This is a genomic window from Mycobacterium asiaticum (assembly GCF_001673315.1).
Taxonomy (GTDB): Bacteria; Actinomycetota; Actinomycetes; order Mycobacteriales; family Mycobacteriaceae; genus Mycobacterium; species Mycobacterium asiaticum_B.
The window spans coordinates 34,483-49,236 of sequence record NZ_LZLQ01000120.1 but is presented as its reverse complement, the minus strand read 5'-3'; the positions used below and the strand labels follow the sequence as shown (position 1 = coordinate 49,236).

The following is a 14,754-nucleotide window of genomic DNA, read 5'->3' as shown; positions in this document are numbered from 1 at the left end:
TGAGCATGTCCAGTGAATCGAGAATGGTGCTGTTGCCTACGAGATCGAGGACGGCGTCGAGTTGTTTTGCCTCGGCGATGTGGGCGGCGAGGTCGGTTCGCTCCAGTTCGACACGCCTGGCACCGAGGCCTTCAAGCATGGAGATACGTTTGCCGCTGCGGGTGGTGGCAATGACGTTCGCCCCGGCGGCAACGGCCATCTTCAACGCCGCCTGGCCGAAAGACGATGTGGCACCGCGGATCACCAGCGTCTGTCCCGCAGTCAGTTGAAGATTGCGAAAGAGGCATGTCCAAGCCGTGGCGTAGGTTTCGGGCAGGGCCGCCAAGACGGACCACGGTAGGTCGGACTCGATCAGCGCGACGTTCGCCGCACGCACCCGGGTGTATTCGGCGTAGCTGCCGTTGACGGTCCGGCCCAGTCCGCCCATCAACGCGGCTACCTTTGCGCCGACGGCGAATTCGCCGTCCGGGCAGGAATCCACGACGCCGACGCATTCGATGCCACTGACTTCGGCGGCCTCGGCCCACTCACCGCGGCGCATATGCATCTCGGCATGGTTGATGCCGAAGCCCTTCACTTTGATCACCACTTCGCCGCGCTTGGGCAGGGGCTTAGGGATATCGGTGTAAACCAAGCTCTCGAGTCCGCCGAACTTGTCCAGCACGATTGCGCGCATCTGCTCATCGTTGTGTTGCTCACGGACTACGGCCGGCGCCGTGGGGAGCGTGCTTTCGATTACCGGCATGAAAAACGCCTTCCTGCGATATTCACACGAGCGGAAGGCCGTAGTGGGCCAGCCATCCCATTATTATGGGCTGAGTAACCCAAAAATGTCCAGGGGTGAATGCTCAGGATCTGCGGCGGCGTCGTGGTGTCGCGAAGGACCGCACATAGGCAAGCGCAGCTTCCAGCGTTGCCCGCAGTGGCTCGGCATCGCCAGTGACTTGGGTGAGCATCGCACCACCCTGGTGTGCCGCGACCAGGGCTACCGCCAGGTGCCGCGGGTCGGCGTCGGGCCGTAGGTCACCGCGAGCCCGCATGGCGGTGAGGCCCTCGTGAAACAACTCGATCCACTCGTCATACCCGTCGGACAGGTCAGCGTGAATCTCGTGGTCGGCGTCGATGAGTTCACCTGCCAGCGAACCGTAGACGCAACCCCCGAGGCGATACACAGTGTCGATGTCTGTCGCGCAGGCGTCTGCCCACCGCTGCAGCGATTCGAAGCTGTCCAGCGAGCCCAGCCGCGGTTCGGTGTGAAACGTCCGAACATTGTTGCGGCGCAGCGCGATCACGTGTCGGGTCAGATCCCGCTTGTCACGAAAATAGTGTGCGACTTGTGATCCGCCCACGCCCGCTGCGGTGCGCACTTCGTCGATGCTGGTGTTGGCGACACCGCGCTCGAATATCAATCGCGCCGCGACATCCACGATGCGCGCCCGCGTGGCCAGACCCTTCTGGGTGAGCCTTGGTGTCTTGTTGTCGGACACGGGATGGGTCAAGTCGATCGGTCGGCGGCCGAGCGCCGGCCGCGGATGCGGCCTACCGGTCGGGGAACCCGTTCGGCAGGATCCGTGGCGAACGAGCGCAGATAGTTGACGGCGAATCGGATTGCGTCGGCATGCGGCCATTCCGCACCGTAGGTGTAGGCCAGCGTGCCGCCGCCCTGGTGGGCGCTGACGATCACCAGGGCCAGCCGGTGTGGGTCGGCATTGCTGGTGAGGGCGCCGTTGTCCTTCATTCCTTGAATCGCCCGCTCGAGCAGCTCAACCCATTGCCAGTAGCCCCTCGCGAGGGCTTCGCGCGTCGCGTCATCGGGCTTGGCCAACTTGGCCGTCAGGGCATGATAGGTGGGCGTGCCGGTATGGCCGATACGGCGTAGATAGCGCATGTTGAGATCGATCCACCGCTCGAAATCATCGAACGATTGCAATCCCCCGAGTTGCGGTTGGCGGTGAAAATCCAGCACCACACCCGTCTGTCGCGCGATGACGGCGCGAAGGAGCGCGCGCTTGTCGGCGAAGTAATGGGCCAGCTGTGAGCCGCTGACCGATGCGGCCTTGCGGACGCTGTCCATGTTGAACGCGGACAGTCCCTCGTGGACGATCAGATCGGCGGCGGTCTCGATGATCCGATCCCGGGTGGCCCGCCCCTTCGGGGTCAGCCGTTTGTCGTCAGCATCCGGATGCCCCATATCGCAAGGCTAACCCGCAACCGCCCGCATCTTTGGGATGTACAGCCCATTAATCTGCCCGAGCCCTGGCCAGGAACGCTCGGACGAGTTCGGTGACTTCGGGCAAGGCCGATTCCAGCAGGAAATGGCCACCGTCGAGCAAGTGGAGCTCGGCATCGGGCAGGTCATCGGCGAAGGCCCGGGCGCCGGCGGGGCCGAAAATCTCGTCGCCGCGGCCCCACACGGCAAGCAGCGGAACACCCGTGGTGCGGAAGTACTCGTGCAACCGCGGGTAGAGAGGCGCGTTCGTGGCGTAGTCGCGGAACAACTTCAGCTGCACCTCGTCGTTACCGGGCCGGGAGATCAGTGCATAATCGTGCAGCCACGATTCTGGGTCCACGAGCGTCTCGTCGGCCACGCCAGTCAGATACTGCCACCGGGTGGCGTCCAGAGTGAGGAACTGCCGAACCGCGGCTTCGGTATCGGCTGTCGGCCGGGTTTGGTAGGCCCACACCACTTTCCAGAAGCTTTCGACGAAACCGGCGTCGTACCCGTTGCCATTCTGGGTGATGATCGCAGCTATCGCCGCCGGATCTTGCAGAGCGAGCCGCCACCCGATCGGAGCGCCGTAGTCCTGGACATAGATCGCGTACCTGTCGACGCCGAGGCCGCGAAGCAGACCCGCCGTCAACTCGGTGAGCGCGTCGAAGGTGTAATCGAACTCGTCGACGCTTGGCGCGTCGGAGAGCCCGAAGCCCAGATGATCCGGAGCAATCACGTGGTAGCTGTCTGCTAGTGCGGGAATCAGTCCACGGAACATGTACGAACTGGTCGGAAAGCCGTGCAGTAAAACCACTTTCGGCGCATCCGGATCCCCCGCCTCCCGGAAAAACAACCGATGTCCGTCGACGGTTGCATAGCGATGGTGGACCACCGTCATCAGTCCTCCTGCGCCGGGGTTGATTTTGGGTTGTGCAACCCATTATGCACCGATATGGTGGGCATGCAAGAAGCGAGGGCGAGGAGCGCCTGTGGGCAAGCTGGTTTCGGTGAATGTCGGCATGCCCAAGGATGTGCCGTGGCGCGGCGAACTGGTGCGAACCGGAATCTGGAAGGCACCCGTGCAGGGACCGGTCATGGTGCGCCGCCTCAACATCGACGGCGACGGCCAGGGCGACCTCGCCGGCCACGGAGGCGAGCAACGCGCTGTCATGGTGTATCAGACCGAGTCTTACGACTTCTGGAAGCGTTACCTGAAGCGCGATGATCTCCAATTCGGCCATTTCGGTGAGAACTTCACCGTCAGCGGCTTGGCCGATGCCGAGGTCTGCATCGGTGACCGCTACCGCATCGGTGACGCCGAGTTCGAAATCACGCAACCCCGCGTTACCTGCTTTCGAGTGGGACTGCGTTTGGACGAACCCGAAATGCCCAGTCTGTTGGTATCTCAGCGCCGCCCTGGGTTCTATTTCCGGGTCGTCACCGAGGGATGCGTGCAAAGCGGTGATGACATCGTGCGCACTCGGCGTGGGCCGCACCAGCTCACCGTCGCCGACATCGACGCTTTGTTGTACCTGCCCCACCGCGACGCCGGACTACTCCGCGCGATTGTGGATGTCCCGGCGCTGAGCCCGGGCTGGCGACAGTCCTTCCTCGACATGCTGGCGGCACCGGCGCCACATCCAGATCAACCAGCCTGGAACGGTTTTCGGTCCTTGCGGGTCAGCGGCGTTCATCCGGAGAGTGCTTCAGTGTTGTCAATCCGGTTGGCGGCGCAAGACCATACCCCGCTGCCGACGCCATTGCCGGGTCAGCACATTACGGTTCGGATCCCGGGCGAGGGCCACCGAGCGCAGCTGCGCAGCTACTCCCTGTCCGGTGACCCCGGGGCAGGGGAGTACCGCATCAGCGTCAAGCGCGAAGACCGCGGATCGGTGAGCGGGTATTTGCACGATCACATCCAACCCGGATCGGTCTTAGACGTCGCCGCACCGCGCGGTGACTTTGTGCTGGCGGACGGCAGCCGCCCCATCGTGTTGATTTCCGCCGGCATCGGAGCGACGCCCCTCCTGGCAATGTTGCATGCGCTTTCGACCACCGCCAGCGGTCGGGAGATCTGGTGGGTACATACCACCAGAAGCCGCGAAAGCCAGGCCTTCGCTGGGGAAGTGAGCGTCCTGGTCGAGTCGCTGCCCCACGCTCATCAGAGAGTGTTCTATACCGAGGCCGAAGGGCGCTTGGACCGCCAGGCCATCACGGCGCTGCGGCTGCCCGTCGAGGCCGCTGTATACCTCTGTGGTCCAACGCAGTTCATGGATGACATACGGGATGCATTGACCAGCATTGGATTTAATGCGGCCGACATCCACAGTGAATTGTTCGGTGCCCTGCCGCCGATCAATCCGGGAGTTGTCGGTGCACCGCATCGTCCACCGCACCAGCCGGACGGCCCACCCGGCACCGGGCCAACGATCACGTTCGCACGCACCGGACTGACGGTGCATTGGTCGTCAACGTACGGCAGCATCCTCGAACTCGCCGAAGCGTGCGATGTGCCCACCCGCTTCTCCTGCCGCAGCGGCGTGTGTCATGTCTGCGTGACCGGGGTGGTCGCGGGAACCGCAAAGTACGTCCAGTCGCCCCTGGAGTTGCCGGATCCCAGCGAGGTGCTCATCTGCTCCGCCGCGCCGCAAAGTGACTTGGTGCTGGATATCTAGCGGCACATCATGGGGCGAACGAACTCTCACCACCGGTGGCATTCAGAATTGCGCCGTTGACATAGCTTGCGTCCGGGGAGACGAGAAAAGTGACCGCGCTGGCGATTTCGTCAGGGTCGGCTGGGCGGCGTAGCGCGGTAGTTGCCGCAAGCTGTTCAAGTAATCCGGGTGTTGCGTCGGTTCCGGGTGTGTCGGTCGGACCGGCCGCCACCGCGTTCACCCGCACCCCGGCAGCACCGAACTCGTCTGCCCAGACCCGGGTGAGCAATTCGAGTGCCGCCTTGGTGGCACCGTAGATGCCGCCGTTACGCTTCGGCGTCGACGCGGCGATGGTGCTGAGGTTGACTATCGCGCTGCCGCGCTATCGATCGCCCGATCCCCGACGTCGCACCGGTGACCAGTGCGGTGGAACCTGCCAGTGTGGCCGCCATGATCACCCCTACTCGACGGGTTTGAGAGCGACGGACGCCTCGGCGGTGTAGCACAGGAACGTCAGCGTTTCCTGAAGGTAGAGCTGCACGTTGTCGGCGTCGTGGCTGAGGTATCCAATGGAGACGTCGGTACCGAGCTGCAAGTCGAAGTCGCCGCCTCGCGTGGTCAGTACGAACGCGCCGTCAATGGCCGGTGCCCAAATGATGTCGCCGTCGACGAGCCGGTTGAGATGCTCCAGGATCGGATATCCGTGCGCGGTCGTTTCGCTCACCTTGGTGTACACATCGGGGGCGAGCAGCACGGAATACGGGCCGTCCACACCCGCCAACCGCAGCTGGGACAAGGCTTGGGTGATCACGTCCGGAATGTCACGGGGGTCCTCGGGCAGGGCCAGCGGCGGGTTGGAGCTGCAGCTGCGGATACCTTGAATCGACGCCGGCGCGTAGCCCTCGAAGATGCCGCGATCCTCCGCGAATGCCAATTTCTTCGCGGCTACCTTGACCGGTTCCCAGTCGGAGTCGTTCGAACCACGCTCGACGTCATCAATCTCGTTGCGCGACAGAGTGAATGGCACGCGCAGCCGGACCAGCGGCCTGCTGTCGCGCAAGTGGGCGATTACACCGTCGGTGGGTGATTCCAGGTCGATCAACCGACCTGTGCTCACCGCGGCGGTCACCGGACCGCCCGGGTCGCTGACGTCGACCACTCGCCGCCCGGCGATATGCCGTTTGAACGTCCGCGATGCCTCCACTTCGATTTCCGCCCAAGCGGCTTCGGTGACCGGTGCCAAATCGCGGTACAGGTTGTTCATCGGGTTTTTCCTTTCAGGCTGCCGATCCTGAGTGATCCGTCATCGGAGGAAAGTGTGGCTGAGCCACCCGGGGAAGGGGTCTCCTGCGGCGCGGGCAGCGGCGGCGGGTTGTTGAGAAAGTCGACGGTGGGGGCGAAGAAGAGCCCACCGGTGACGGCGGTGGAGAAGTCCAGGATGCGGTCGGTGTTGCCGGGGGGATCGCCCAGGAACATGTTGCGCAGCATCTGCTCGGTGACGTCTGGGGTACGTGAATAACCGATGAAATAGGTGCCGTACTCGCCCTTGCCGACCTCGCCGAACGGCATGTTGTGTCGCACAATCTTCAACTCGGTGCCGTCGTCGTCGGTGATGACATTGAGGGCGATATGTGAGTTGGCGGGTTTGGCGTCATCATCAAGTTCGATGTCCTCGAGCTTGGTCCGGCCGATCACCAGTTCCTGTTCGGTTACCGACAGTGATTCCCACGACGTCATGTCGTGGACGTACCGCTGTACGTGTACGTAACACGAACCGGCGAAGTCGGGATCCTCGTCACCAACCGCAGTGGCGCTGATCGCAAGTGGGCCGTCCGGGTTCTCGGTGCCATCGACGAAACCCAGCAGATCGCGATTATCAAAGAACCGGAACCCGTGCACTTCGTCGACAACGGTCACGGCCGGTGCCATCGACTTGAGGATGCGGCCGGCCAATTCGAAACAGACGTCGAGGGTTTCGGCGCGGATGTGGAACAACACATCGCCGGGCGTGGCCGGCGCAACGTGGCGCGGCCCCTTCAACTCGACGAACGGATGAAGCTGGGCGGGCCGCGGGCCGGTGAACAACCGGTCCCAGGCTTCGGAACCGATGGATGTGACCACCGACAGTCGCTTGGCCGGCTCCCGGAAACCGATCGCCCGCACCAGCCCGGAAATGTCGCCCAACGCGTCATGCACGGTGGCCTCACCACCGCTGCCGATCGTGACGACCATGAAGATCGCTGCTGGCGTCAAGGGCTCCAGGATCGGCTGCGGTTGGACAGCGGGCACAGCGAAGACCCTAACGCTCCTGGGACCGGGAATGCTAAACATGGCACATGGTGGCCACCGCCCTTGGCCTGGGTGAATTCATCGACGCGTCGCCGTCACCGTTCCATGTCTGCGCCACGGTGGCGATCCGGCTGCTCGACGCGGGATACACCGAACTCAGCGAGCGCGATCGCTGGCCCGAAAGCCCCGGCAGGTACTTCGTCGTGCGTGCCGGCTCGCTCGTTGCCTGGGACAGCGCGACCGGCCTGAGTCCGTTCCGGATCATCGGTGCGCACACCGACAGTCCCAATCTGCGGGTCAAGCAGCACCCCGACCGCCTGGTGGCCGGTTGGAAGGTGGTGGCGCTGGAGCCCTACGGCGGGGCGTGGCTCAATTCATGGCTGGATCGGGACCTGGGCATCAGCGGGCGGTTGTCGGTGCGAGACGGCAGGAGCATCACACACCGGCTGGTCCGCATCGACGAGCCGATCCTGCGGGTACCCCAACTCGCCATCCACCTGACCGACGACCGCAAGTCGCTGACCCTGGACCCGCAGCGACACGTCAACGCGGTTTGGGGTGCGGGCGATGCGGGCGGTTCATTCGTCGGCTACGTGGCCGAACGCGCCGGGGTGCCCGAGACCGATGTCCTGGCCGCCGACCTGATGACGCACGACCTCACCCCGTCGGGGGTGATCGGTGCCTCGGGTGACCTGTTGAGCGCGCCACGGCTGGACAATCAGGCCAGTTGCTATGCGGGGCTGGAGGCGTTGCTGGGCCGGGATCAGAGCCCCTCCACGCCGAGTGAATTTCTGCCGGTGCTGGTGCTTTTCGACCACGAGGAGGTGGGCTCGACCTCAGATCACGGCGCGCAATCCAACCTGCTGGGGACCGTCCTCGAGCGCATCGTCCTGGCCGCCGGGGGTAGCCGTGAAGACTTCCTGCGGCTGCTGCCCGCGTCCATGCTGGCGTCGGCGGACATGGCGCACGCGACGCACCCCAACTATCCGGAACGCCATGAGCCGGGTCACCTGATCGCGGTCAATGGTGGCCCGGTGCTCAAGGTGCACCCGAATTTGCGGTACGCCACCGATGGCCGCACAGCAGCGGCTTTTGCCATCGCCTGCCAGCAGGCCGGTGTGCCGCTGCAGCGTTATGAGCACCGAGCAGATCTGCCCTGTGGCTCGACGATCGGACCGATGGCTTCGGCGCGCACCGGTATCCCGACCGTCGACATCGGCGCCCCGCAACTTGCCATGCACTCCGCCCGTGAGTTGATGGGCGCGGCCGACGTTGCTGCGTACGCGGCCGCGCTGCAAGCTTTCCTTTCTGCTGTGACGTCCTGAGGCAACCGGTGCGATCAGCTCAATTTCCGCCGGGAACCTAGACTGGCTGCGTGACGAGCGCGCACACCCACGTGATTGACACCGTCGAGCACGCCGCAACCACCCCCGACCAGCCGCAACCATTCCAGGAACTGGGTCTCAAAGAAGACGAATTCCAGCGGATCCGCGAGATCCTCGGCCGTCGGCCCACCGACGCCGAGCTGGCGATGTATTCGGTGATGTGGAGCGAGCACTGCTCGTACAAGTCCTCCAAGGTCCACCTGCGCTATTTCGGTGAGACCACGACCGAGGACATGCGTGCCGGCATGCTGGCCGGCATCGGTGAGAACGCCGGCGTCGTCGACATCGGCGACGGCTGGGCGGTCACGTTCAAGGTGGAGTCGCACAACCACCCGTCCTATGTCGAGCCGTACCAGGGCGCGGCCACCGGTGTCGGCGGCATCGTCCGCGACATCATGGCTATGGGGGCCCGCCCCGTGGCGGTGATGGACCAGTTGCGGTTCGGTGCCGCCGACGCTCCCGACACCCGCCGGGTGGTGGACGGCGTGGTGCGCGGCATCGGCGGGTACGGAAACTCCCTGGGTTTGCCCAACATCGGCGGCGAGACCGTCTTCGACGCCTCCTACGCCGGCAACCCGTTGGTAAATGCGTTGTGCGTCGGAGTATTACGTCAGGAAGACCTGCATCTGGCGTTCGCGTCGGGCACCGGGAACAAGATCATCCTGTTCGGCGCGCGAACCGGACTCGACGGTATCGGCGGCGTGTCGGTGTTGGCGTCGGACACCTTCGACGGTGAAGGCGCCGGAGACTCTGCGCGCAAGAAACTGCCTTCGGTCCAAGTTGGTGATCCGTTCCTGGAGAAGGTGCTCATCGAGTGCTGCCTCGACCTCTACGCCGACGGGCTGGTGATCGGTATCCAGGACCTTGGTGGAGCCGGATTAGCTTGTGCCACATCTGAATTGGCATCTGCGGGTGACGGTGGGATGGCGATCAACCTAGATGCCGTCCCGCTGCGCGCCAAGCACATGACACCGGCGGAGGTGTTGTGCAGTGAGTCGCAGGAGCGGATGTGCGCAGTCGTCGCGCCGGAGAACGTCGACGCTTTCCTGGCGGTGTGCCGCAAGTGGGAAGTGCTGGCCACCGTAATCGGCGAAGTCACCGATGGTGACCGGTTGCGCATTACCTGGCACGGCGAGACCGTCGTCGACGTGCCGCCGCGCACGGTTGCCCACGAGGGCCCCGTCTACCAGCGCCCGGCCGCCCGTCCGGAGTCCCAGGACGCGTTGAACGCGGACTCGTCGAAGATCCTGCCGCGCCCGAGAACCGGTGACGAACTGCGCGCGACTTTGCTTGAGTTGCTTGGCAGCCCGCACTTGTGCAGCCGGGCATACATCACCGAACAGTACGACCGGTATGTGCGGGGGAACACCGTGCTGGCAGAACATGCCGACGGCGGTGTACTGCGCATCGACGAAGCAACCGGCCGGGGCATCGCTTTGTCTACCGACGCGTCGGGACGCTACACCCAACTCGACCCCTATACCGGTGCACAGCTCGCACTGGCCGAGGCGTACCGCAATGTCGCGGTCACCGGTGCCACCCCGGTCGCCGTGACGAACTGTCTCAATTTCGGCTCCCCCGAGGACCCCGCGGTGATGTGGCAGTTTTCCCAAGCAGTCCGGGGCCTGGCAGATGGTTGTGTGGCACTGAAGATTCCGGTCACCGGTGGCAACGTGAGCTTCTACAACCAGACCGGCTCATCGGCGATCCTGCCGACTCCGGTGGTGGGGGTGCTGGGCGTCATCGATGACGTCGGTCGGCGGTTGCCTACCGCGCTGGGTACCGAGCCCGGCGAGAGCCTGCTGTTGCTCGGGGACACTCGCGACGAATTCGACGGTTCTGTTTGGGCACAGGTGACCGCCGATCATCTCGGGGGGATGCCGCCCGCGGTCGACCTGAACCGGGAGAAGTTGCTGGCCGAGGTGCTGGCGGCCGGTTCCCGAGACGGTCTGATCACCGCCGCACACGACCTCTCCGAAGGCGGGCTGGCCCAGGCCGTCGTCGAGGCCGCTCTGGCGGGTGAGACCGGTTGTCGCATCGTGCTTCCCGAGGATGCCGATCCCTTCGTCATGCTGTTCTCCGAATCAGCGGGCCGGGTGCTGGTGGCGGTGCCGCGCACCGAAGAAAGCCGATTCCGATCGATGTGCGAGGCGCGGGGGTTGCCGGCGGCGCGTATCGGCGTCGTCGATCAAGCGTCGGATGCGATCGAGATTCAGGGTCTGTTCACGGTGTCCCTGGCAGAGCTGCGCGAAACATCCGAGGCGGTGCTGCCGCAATTCTTCGCCTGAGACTTCACGCCCTTTTGCTGGCGGCCGGCCTGGTCGGTTGGAGCCTGATCGGTCCCCGGCTGCCGACTGGATGGCGGACTCCGGCGCAGGCCGGCCTGGGTGGGGTGCTGGCGTTGACCACCCGTGCGCCACTGGGTTTTCGTCCGCCACAGCTGTGGGCGGGACTCTGGTGGGGATCGGTCGCCGCGACCGTGGTGTCGACGACAATTGGTGCGACAACACCGATTCCGATTGTGCGTAGGTCGATGGCGGCCCGCGAACTACCGCCGTCAGTGCGGAACTGGCTTGGGGTGCACATACCGATTGGCACGGTCTGGGCGGAGGAGGCGGCGTTCCGGGCGGCGCTGGGCACCGTTGCTGCCAACGCGTTCGGCCCATCCCGCGGCCGGGTGCTGCAGGCCACCGCGTTTGGGCTGTCGCACATCGCCGACGCTCGCGCGGCGGGTCAGCCGACGGTGCCTGTCGTGCTGGTCACCGGCGCGGCGGGGTGGCTGTTCGGCTGGCTGGCCGACCGCTGCGGCAGCCTGGCAGCGCCGATGCTGGCCCATTGGGCCATCAACTCCTCGGGCGCACTCGCCGCGGTCGCGGCACAACGACGTAGCTCACGGGTTGATGGTGTAGTCGCCGATCTGGCGGCCCCACACGTAGTCCAAGCCGACCGGTGAGCCGATCTCGAAATGGTTGTACGGTGCCAGGCTGGCACCGGTGTCCATCACTAAAAGCGGTGCGGGCCAAAGAGTCCGGGTGATCCTCTGCCAGCAACCCGGCTTTCCCCCCGGCCCGCCGCGGGCATTGACCCGAGGCAGATTCTCCGGGTAGATGTACGGAGATGGTGCCCCGACGATCCCGCCCCCGGAGTTGGCTCCCAACGCGTATCCGTTGAATCCCAGCGCGGCCCGAATGCGGGGCGCGACTTCGTCGTAATTCCGGATGGTGCAAGCTATTTCGGGACTGTATTCGTCGAGCAGCTGGGCGGTCGGAAGAAGATCCACGGCCCCCCGAGCCAGATACGGCCCCGCTCGTCGGAACACGTCTGAGCCGCTACCACCCAGGCCGGCCGCCGCCAACAGCGCTGCATCCAGTTCGTCCTGTTGCTGGTTGGCGGTGTGCGCGGTGGTCGAAGCCCGGTTCAAGGCGTCCATCAGATCCGGTGCGGCGTCGGCGTAGACGTCGCCCAGGGCAGCCAGGCGCTGGATGTCGTAGCGGCTGCGGGGCAGCTGCGGGTTCAGCTCATCGAGGATCGCCGATCCGTTGGTCAGTGAAGCGCCGAATTTATCGCCTAATCCGGTTAGGGCCTCGCTCATTGCGCTCAGCGTCAGGTTGAGCTTCACCGGATCGACCTTTTCGGCGATGGCGGTCAGTGTCTGGAACAACGTGTTGAACTCGGTGGTCACCTGCGTTGCGTCGATCTCGACGGACGGGGTGATGTGTTGTGTCGCAGGGAGTTTCGGTGAACTCAAAGCCACATACTTGTTGCCGAAGACGGTGGTCGCTTTGATCTCAGCGGTCACATTGGCCGGAATATGGGGGATGTACTTTGGAAAGACGTCCAGGATCACCCGGGCGGCTGGCCGGCCGGCGCGGTCGATCTCTGAAATCGTCGACACCCGACCGATTTGTACCCCGTGGTAGGTGACCTTGGCCCCGGGTGCCATCACCAGCCCCGACCGCGGAGCCACCATGGTCAACTTCATTTTCGGCGTGAAATTCCCGCGGAACTGCCAGTACAGCGCGCCCAGCACAAGCATCAGCACCATCAGCGCTACCAGGCCGATGGCCTTGAATGGCGGGTGCGTGCCAGAACGACGACGCTGCATGATTCTGAGACCATAAGGTATGGCGGCCCGCGATAGCGTCGATCCGGCGCAGATTCGGCAGCTCGTCCTGTCCATCGCAGATTGGCTGCGCAACGAGAACTGCGCGCCGCCTGACCGCGCCACTTTGGCAGCGGCGGTGCGACTGACCGCGCGCACTCTGGCTGGTTTGGCGCCGGGTGCCAGCGTGGAGGTCCGCATCCCGCCGTTCGTGGCCGTCCAGTGCATTCCTGGGCCCCGGCACACCCGAGGGACCCCGCCCAACGTGGTGGAGACCGACCCCAGGACGTGGCTGTTGGTAGCCACGGGACTGCTGGGTTTGAAGGAGGCGCACGCTGACGGATCGGTGACCCTGTCCGGAGCACGAGCGGGTGAGATTGACCACTTGTTACCAGTGGTGAATGTGTGACTGACCTCGGGTTTCCGCTGCGACACGCCGAGGCGAACGGGAATAACACGCCCGTTGAATTCGTCGCTCACGACGAGTTACCCGTAGACTCCGGTACGTCACCAATCGCGCCCTAGGGAGCCGCCAGAACCGTGACCGCTCAACAGCCCGAAGAAGACTTCAATTCGCCTCGTGAAGAGTGTGGTGTATTCGGGGTCTGGGCCCCAGGTGAAGACGTCGCCAAGCTCACCTACTACGGCCTTTACGCGTTGCAGCATCGCGGCCAGGAGGCCGCGGGGATTGCTGTCGCCGACGGATCGCAGGTCTTGGTTTTCAAGGACCTAGGCCTGGTCAGCCAGGTGTTCGACGAGCAGACGCTGGCGGCCATGGAGGGCCACGTCGCGATCGGACACTGCAGATACTCCACCAGCGGCGACACCACTTGGGAGAATGCCCAGCCGGTATTCCGCAACACCGCAGCGGGTACCGGGGTTGCGTTGGGCCACAACGGCAATCTGGTCAACGCCGCAGAGTTGGCGGCGCGGGCCCGCGACGCGGGGTTGATTGCTAAACGTTGCCCGGCGCCGGCGACGACGGATTCTGACATCCTCGGCGCGCTGCTGGCGCACGGCGCGGCCGACTCCAGCCTGGAGCAGGCGGCGCTGGAACTCCTGCCGACCGTGCGCGGGGCATTCTGCCTGACGTTCATGGACGAGAACACCCTCTACGCCTGCCGCGACCCACATGGGGTGCGGCCGTTGTCGCTCGGGCGGCTGGATCGGGGCTGGGTGGTGGCCTCCGAGACCGCCGCGCTCGACATCGTCGGGGCTTCCTTCGTCCGCGACATCGAGCCAGGAGAATTGCTGGCGATCGATGCCGACGGAGTGCGGTCCACCCGCTTCGCCAATCCCTCGCCGAAGGGGTGCGTGTTCGAGTACGTCTACCTGGCTCGACCCGACAGCACCATCGGGGGCCGCTCCATCCATGGTGCGCGGCTGGACATCGGTCGCCAACTCGCTCGGGAGTGCTCGGTCGAGGCGGACCTGGTGATCGGGGTACCGGAATCCGGCACCCCCGCCGCGGTGGGGTACGCGCAGGAGTCCGGCATACCCTACGGGCAGGGTCTGATGAAGAATGCCTATGTCGGGCGCACTTTCATCCAGCCGTCGCAGACGATCCGTCAGCTCGGTATCCGCCTCAAGTTGAACCCGCTCAAAGAGGTGATCCGTGGTAAGCGGCTCATCGTCGTAGACGACTCGATCGTTCGGGGCAACACCCAACGGGCGTTGGTTCGCATGCTGCGCGAAGCCGGTGCGGTGGAAGTGCACGTGCGCATCGCCTCACCGCCGGTGAAGTGGCCATGCTTCTACGGCATCGACTTCCCGTCCCCAGCCGAGTTGATCGCCAATGCCGTGGAGGACGAAGGCGAGGTACTCGAGGCGGTACGGCATGCCATCAATGCCGACACGCTCGGATATATCTCCCTGCGTGGGCTGATCGCTGCCACCGAGCAACCCGCCTCGCGCTTGTGCACTGCCTGCTTCGACGGCACGTACCCGATCGAGCTGCCTGGTGACAGCGCGCTGGGCAAGAACGTCGTCGAGCACATGCTGGCGAATGCTGCGCGCGGTGCCGGGCTCGGTGAGCTCACCGGTCAGGAAGCTCCGGAAGTCCCCGTCAGCCACTGAAAAGCGGTACCCGCGCACACGACTGGCTTATTCGGC

Annotated in this window: 14 protein-coding genes; 6 read left to right on the top strand and 8 right to left on the bottom strand. The window is 64.7% G+C overall.

Features of this window, described 5'->3' with window-relative positions:
* From A5636_RS18400 to A5636_RS18385, 4 genes are all read right to left on the bottom strand, one after another.
* On the bottom strand, positions 1-745 hold a 745-nt coding region (locus A5636_RS18400; RefSeq protein ID WP_065160072.1), incomplete at its 3' end, for an alcohol dehydrogenase catalytic domain-containing protein.
* 103 nt (positions 746-848) lie between these two features.
* Complete coding sequence (locus tag A5636_RS27425; RefSeq protein ID WP_065160071.1) at positions 849-1,487, bottom strand: TetR/AcrR family transcriptional regulator; 639 nt, start codon at positions 1,485-1,487, stop codon at positions 849-851.
* A gap of 8 nt (positions 1,488-1,495) precedes the next feature.
* On the bottom strand, positions 1,496-2,191 hold the full coding sequence (locus A5636_RS27420; RefSeq protein WP_065160070.1) for a TetR/AcrR family transcriptional regulator: 696 nt from the start codon (positions 2,189-2,191) through the stop codon (positions 1,496-1,498).
* A gap of 49 nt (positions 2,192-2,240) precedes the next feature.
* Entirely contained in the window at positions 2,241-3,110 is an 870-nt protein-coding gene (locus A5636_RS18385) for an alpha/beta fold hydrolase (RefSeq protein ID WP_065160069.1), read from the bottom strand.
* A 91-nt stretch (positions 3,111-3,201) separates the two neighbouring features.
* Between A5636_RS18385 and A5636_RS18380 the strand changes: the two genes are divergently transcribed.
* Positions 3,202-4,887 carry an MOSC and FAD-binding oxidoreductase domain-containing protein gene (locus A5636_RS18380; RefSeq protein WP_065160068.1) on the top strand — a complete coding sequence of 562 codons (1,686 nt, stop codon included), beginning with the start codon at positions 3,202-3,204 and terminating at the stop codon, positions 4,885-4,887.
* Positions 4,888-4,894: 7 nt separating this feature from the next.
* On the opposite strand, the gene A5636_RS18375 is transcribed toward A5636_RS18380, so the two are convergent.
* The 3 genes from A5636_RS18375 to A5636_RS18365 all read right to left on the bottom strand — a co-directional run bounded on the left by A5636_RS18375 (position 4,895) and on the right by A5636_RS18365 (position 7,197).
* Positions 4,895-5,236, bottom strand: a complete 342-nt coding sequence (locus A5636_RS18375; protein ID WP_081287870.1) for an SDR family NAD(P)-dependent oxidoreductase — start codon at positions 5,234-5,236, stop codon at positions 4,895-4,897.
* A 90-nt stretch (positions 5,237-5,326) separates the two neighbouring features.
* Positions 5,327-6,130 (bottom strand): family 1 encapsulin nanocompartment shell protein, encoded by an 804-nt coding sequence (locus A5636_RS18370; protein ID WP_065160067.1) that lies wholly within the window; start codon positions 6,128-6,130, stop codon positions 5,327-5,329.
* Positions 6,127-7,197, bottom strand: coding sequence for a Dyp-type peroxidase (locus tag A5636_RS18365; RefSeq protein WP_155763880.1), 1,071 nt, complete (start codon positions 7,195-7,197; stop codon positions 6,127-6,129). Before A5636_RS18365 ends, A5636_RS18370 begins: the two co-directional genes overlap by 4 nt.
* A 5-nt stretch (positions 7,198-7,202) precedes the next feature.
* On the opposite strand from A5636_RS18365, the gene A5636_RS18360 reads away from it, so the two are divergent.
* The 3 genes from A5636_RS18360 (at position 7,203) to A5636_RS18350 (ending at position 11,493) form a co-directional block, all read left to right on the top strand.
* Positions 7,203-8,480 carry a M18 family aminopeptidase gene (locus tag A5636_RS18360; RefSeq protein WP_065160065.1) on the top strand — a complete coding sequence of 426 codons (1,278 nt, stop codon included), beginning with the start codon at positions 7,203-7,205 and terminating at the stop codon, positions 8,478-8,480.
* A gap of 71 nt (positions 8,481-8,551) precedes the next feature.
* On the top strand, positions 8,552-10,828 hold the full coding sequence (gene purL / locus A5636_RS18355; RefSeq protein ID WP_155763882.1) for a phosphoribosylformylglycinamidine synthase subunit PurL: 2,277 nt from the start codon (positions 8,552-8,554) through the stop codon (positions 10,826-10,828).
* Complete coding sequence (locus tag A5636_RS18350) at positions 10,825-11,493, top strand: Rv0804 family intramembrane glutamic endopeptidase (RefSeq protein WP_437339843.1); 669 nt, start codon at positions 10,825-10,827, stop codon at positions 11,491-11,493. Before purL ends, A5636_RS18350 begins: the two co-directional genes overlap by 4 nt.
* Here A5636_RS18350 and A5636_RS18345 read toward each other — a convergent pair.
* The gene (locus tag A5636_RS18345) at positions 11,431-12,645 is read right to left on the bottom strand and encodes an MCE family protein (protein WP_065160063.1); all 1,215 of its coding nucleotides are present in this window, start codon (positions 12,643-12,645) and stop codon (positions 11,431-11,433) included. The genes A5636_RS18350 and A5636_RS18345 overlap by 63 nt on opposite strands.
* Positions 12,646-12,664: 19 nt before the next feature.
* On the opposite strand from A5636_RS18345, the gene A5636_RS18340 reads away from it, so the two are divergent.
* Positions 12,665-13,051, top strand: coding sequence for a sterol carrier family protein (locus A5636_RS18340; RefSeq protein WP_065160062.1), 387 nt, complete (start codon positions 12,665-12,667; stop codon positions 13,049-13,051).
* Positions 13,052-13,182: 131 nt separating this feature from the next.
* Positions 13,183-14,718 (top strand): amidophosphoribosyltransferase, encoded by a 1,536-nt coding sequence (gene purF, locus A5636_RS18335; RefSeq protein ID WP_065160061.1) that lies wholly within the window; start codon positions 13,183-13,185, stop codon positions 14,716-14,718.
* The last annotated feature ends 36 nt before the right edge of the window (positions 14,719-14,754 follow it).

What these genes read in the sequence shown, in the direction of transcription:
- A5636_RS27420 (WP_065160070.1), bottom strand. Translation starts at nt 2,191, where the DNA reads ATGGGGCATCCGGATGCTGACGACAAACGGCTGACCCCGAAGGGGCGG.
- A5636_RS18385 (WP_065160069.1), bottom strand. Translation starts at nt 3,110, where the DNA reads ATGACGGTGGTCCACCATCGCTATGCAACCGTCGACGGACATCGGTTG.
- A5636_RS18370 (WP_065160067.1), bottom strand. Translation starts at nt 6,130, where the DNA reads ATGAACAACCTGTACCGCGATTTGGCACCGGTCACCGAAGCCGCTTGG.
- A5636_RS18365 (WP_155763880.1), bottom strand. Translation starts at nt 7,197, where the DNA reads ATGTTTAGCATTCCCGGTCCCAGGAGCGTTAGGGTCTTCGCTGTGCCC.
- A5636_RS18360 (WP_065160065.1), top strand. Translation starts at nt 7,203, where the DNA reads ATGGTGGCCACCGCCCTTGGCCTGGGTGAATTCATCGACGCGTCGCCG.
- A5636_RS18345 (WP_065160063.1), bottom strand. Translation starts at nt 12,645, where the DNA reads ATGCAGCGTCGTCGTTCTGGCACGCACCCGCCATTCAAGGCCATCGGC.
- A5636_RS18340 (WP_065160062.1), top strand. Translation starts at nt 12,665, where the DNA reads ATGGCGGCCCGCGATAGCGTCGATCCGGCGCAGATTCGGCAGCTCGTC.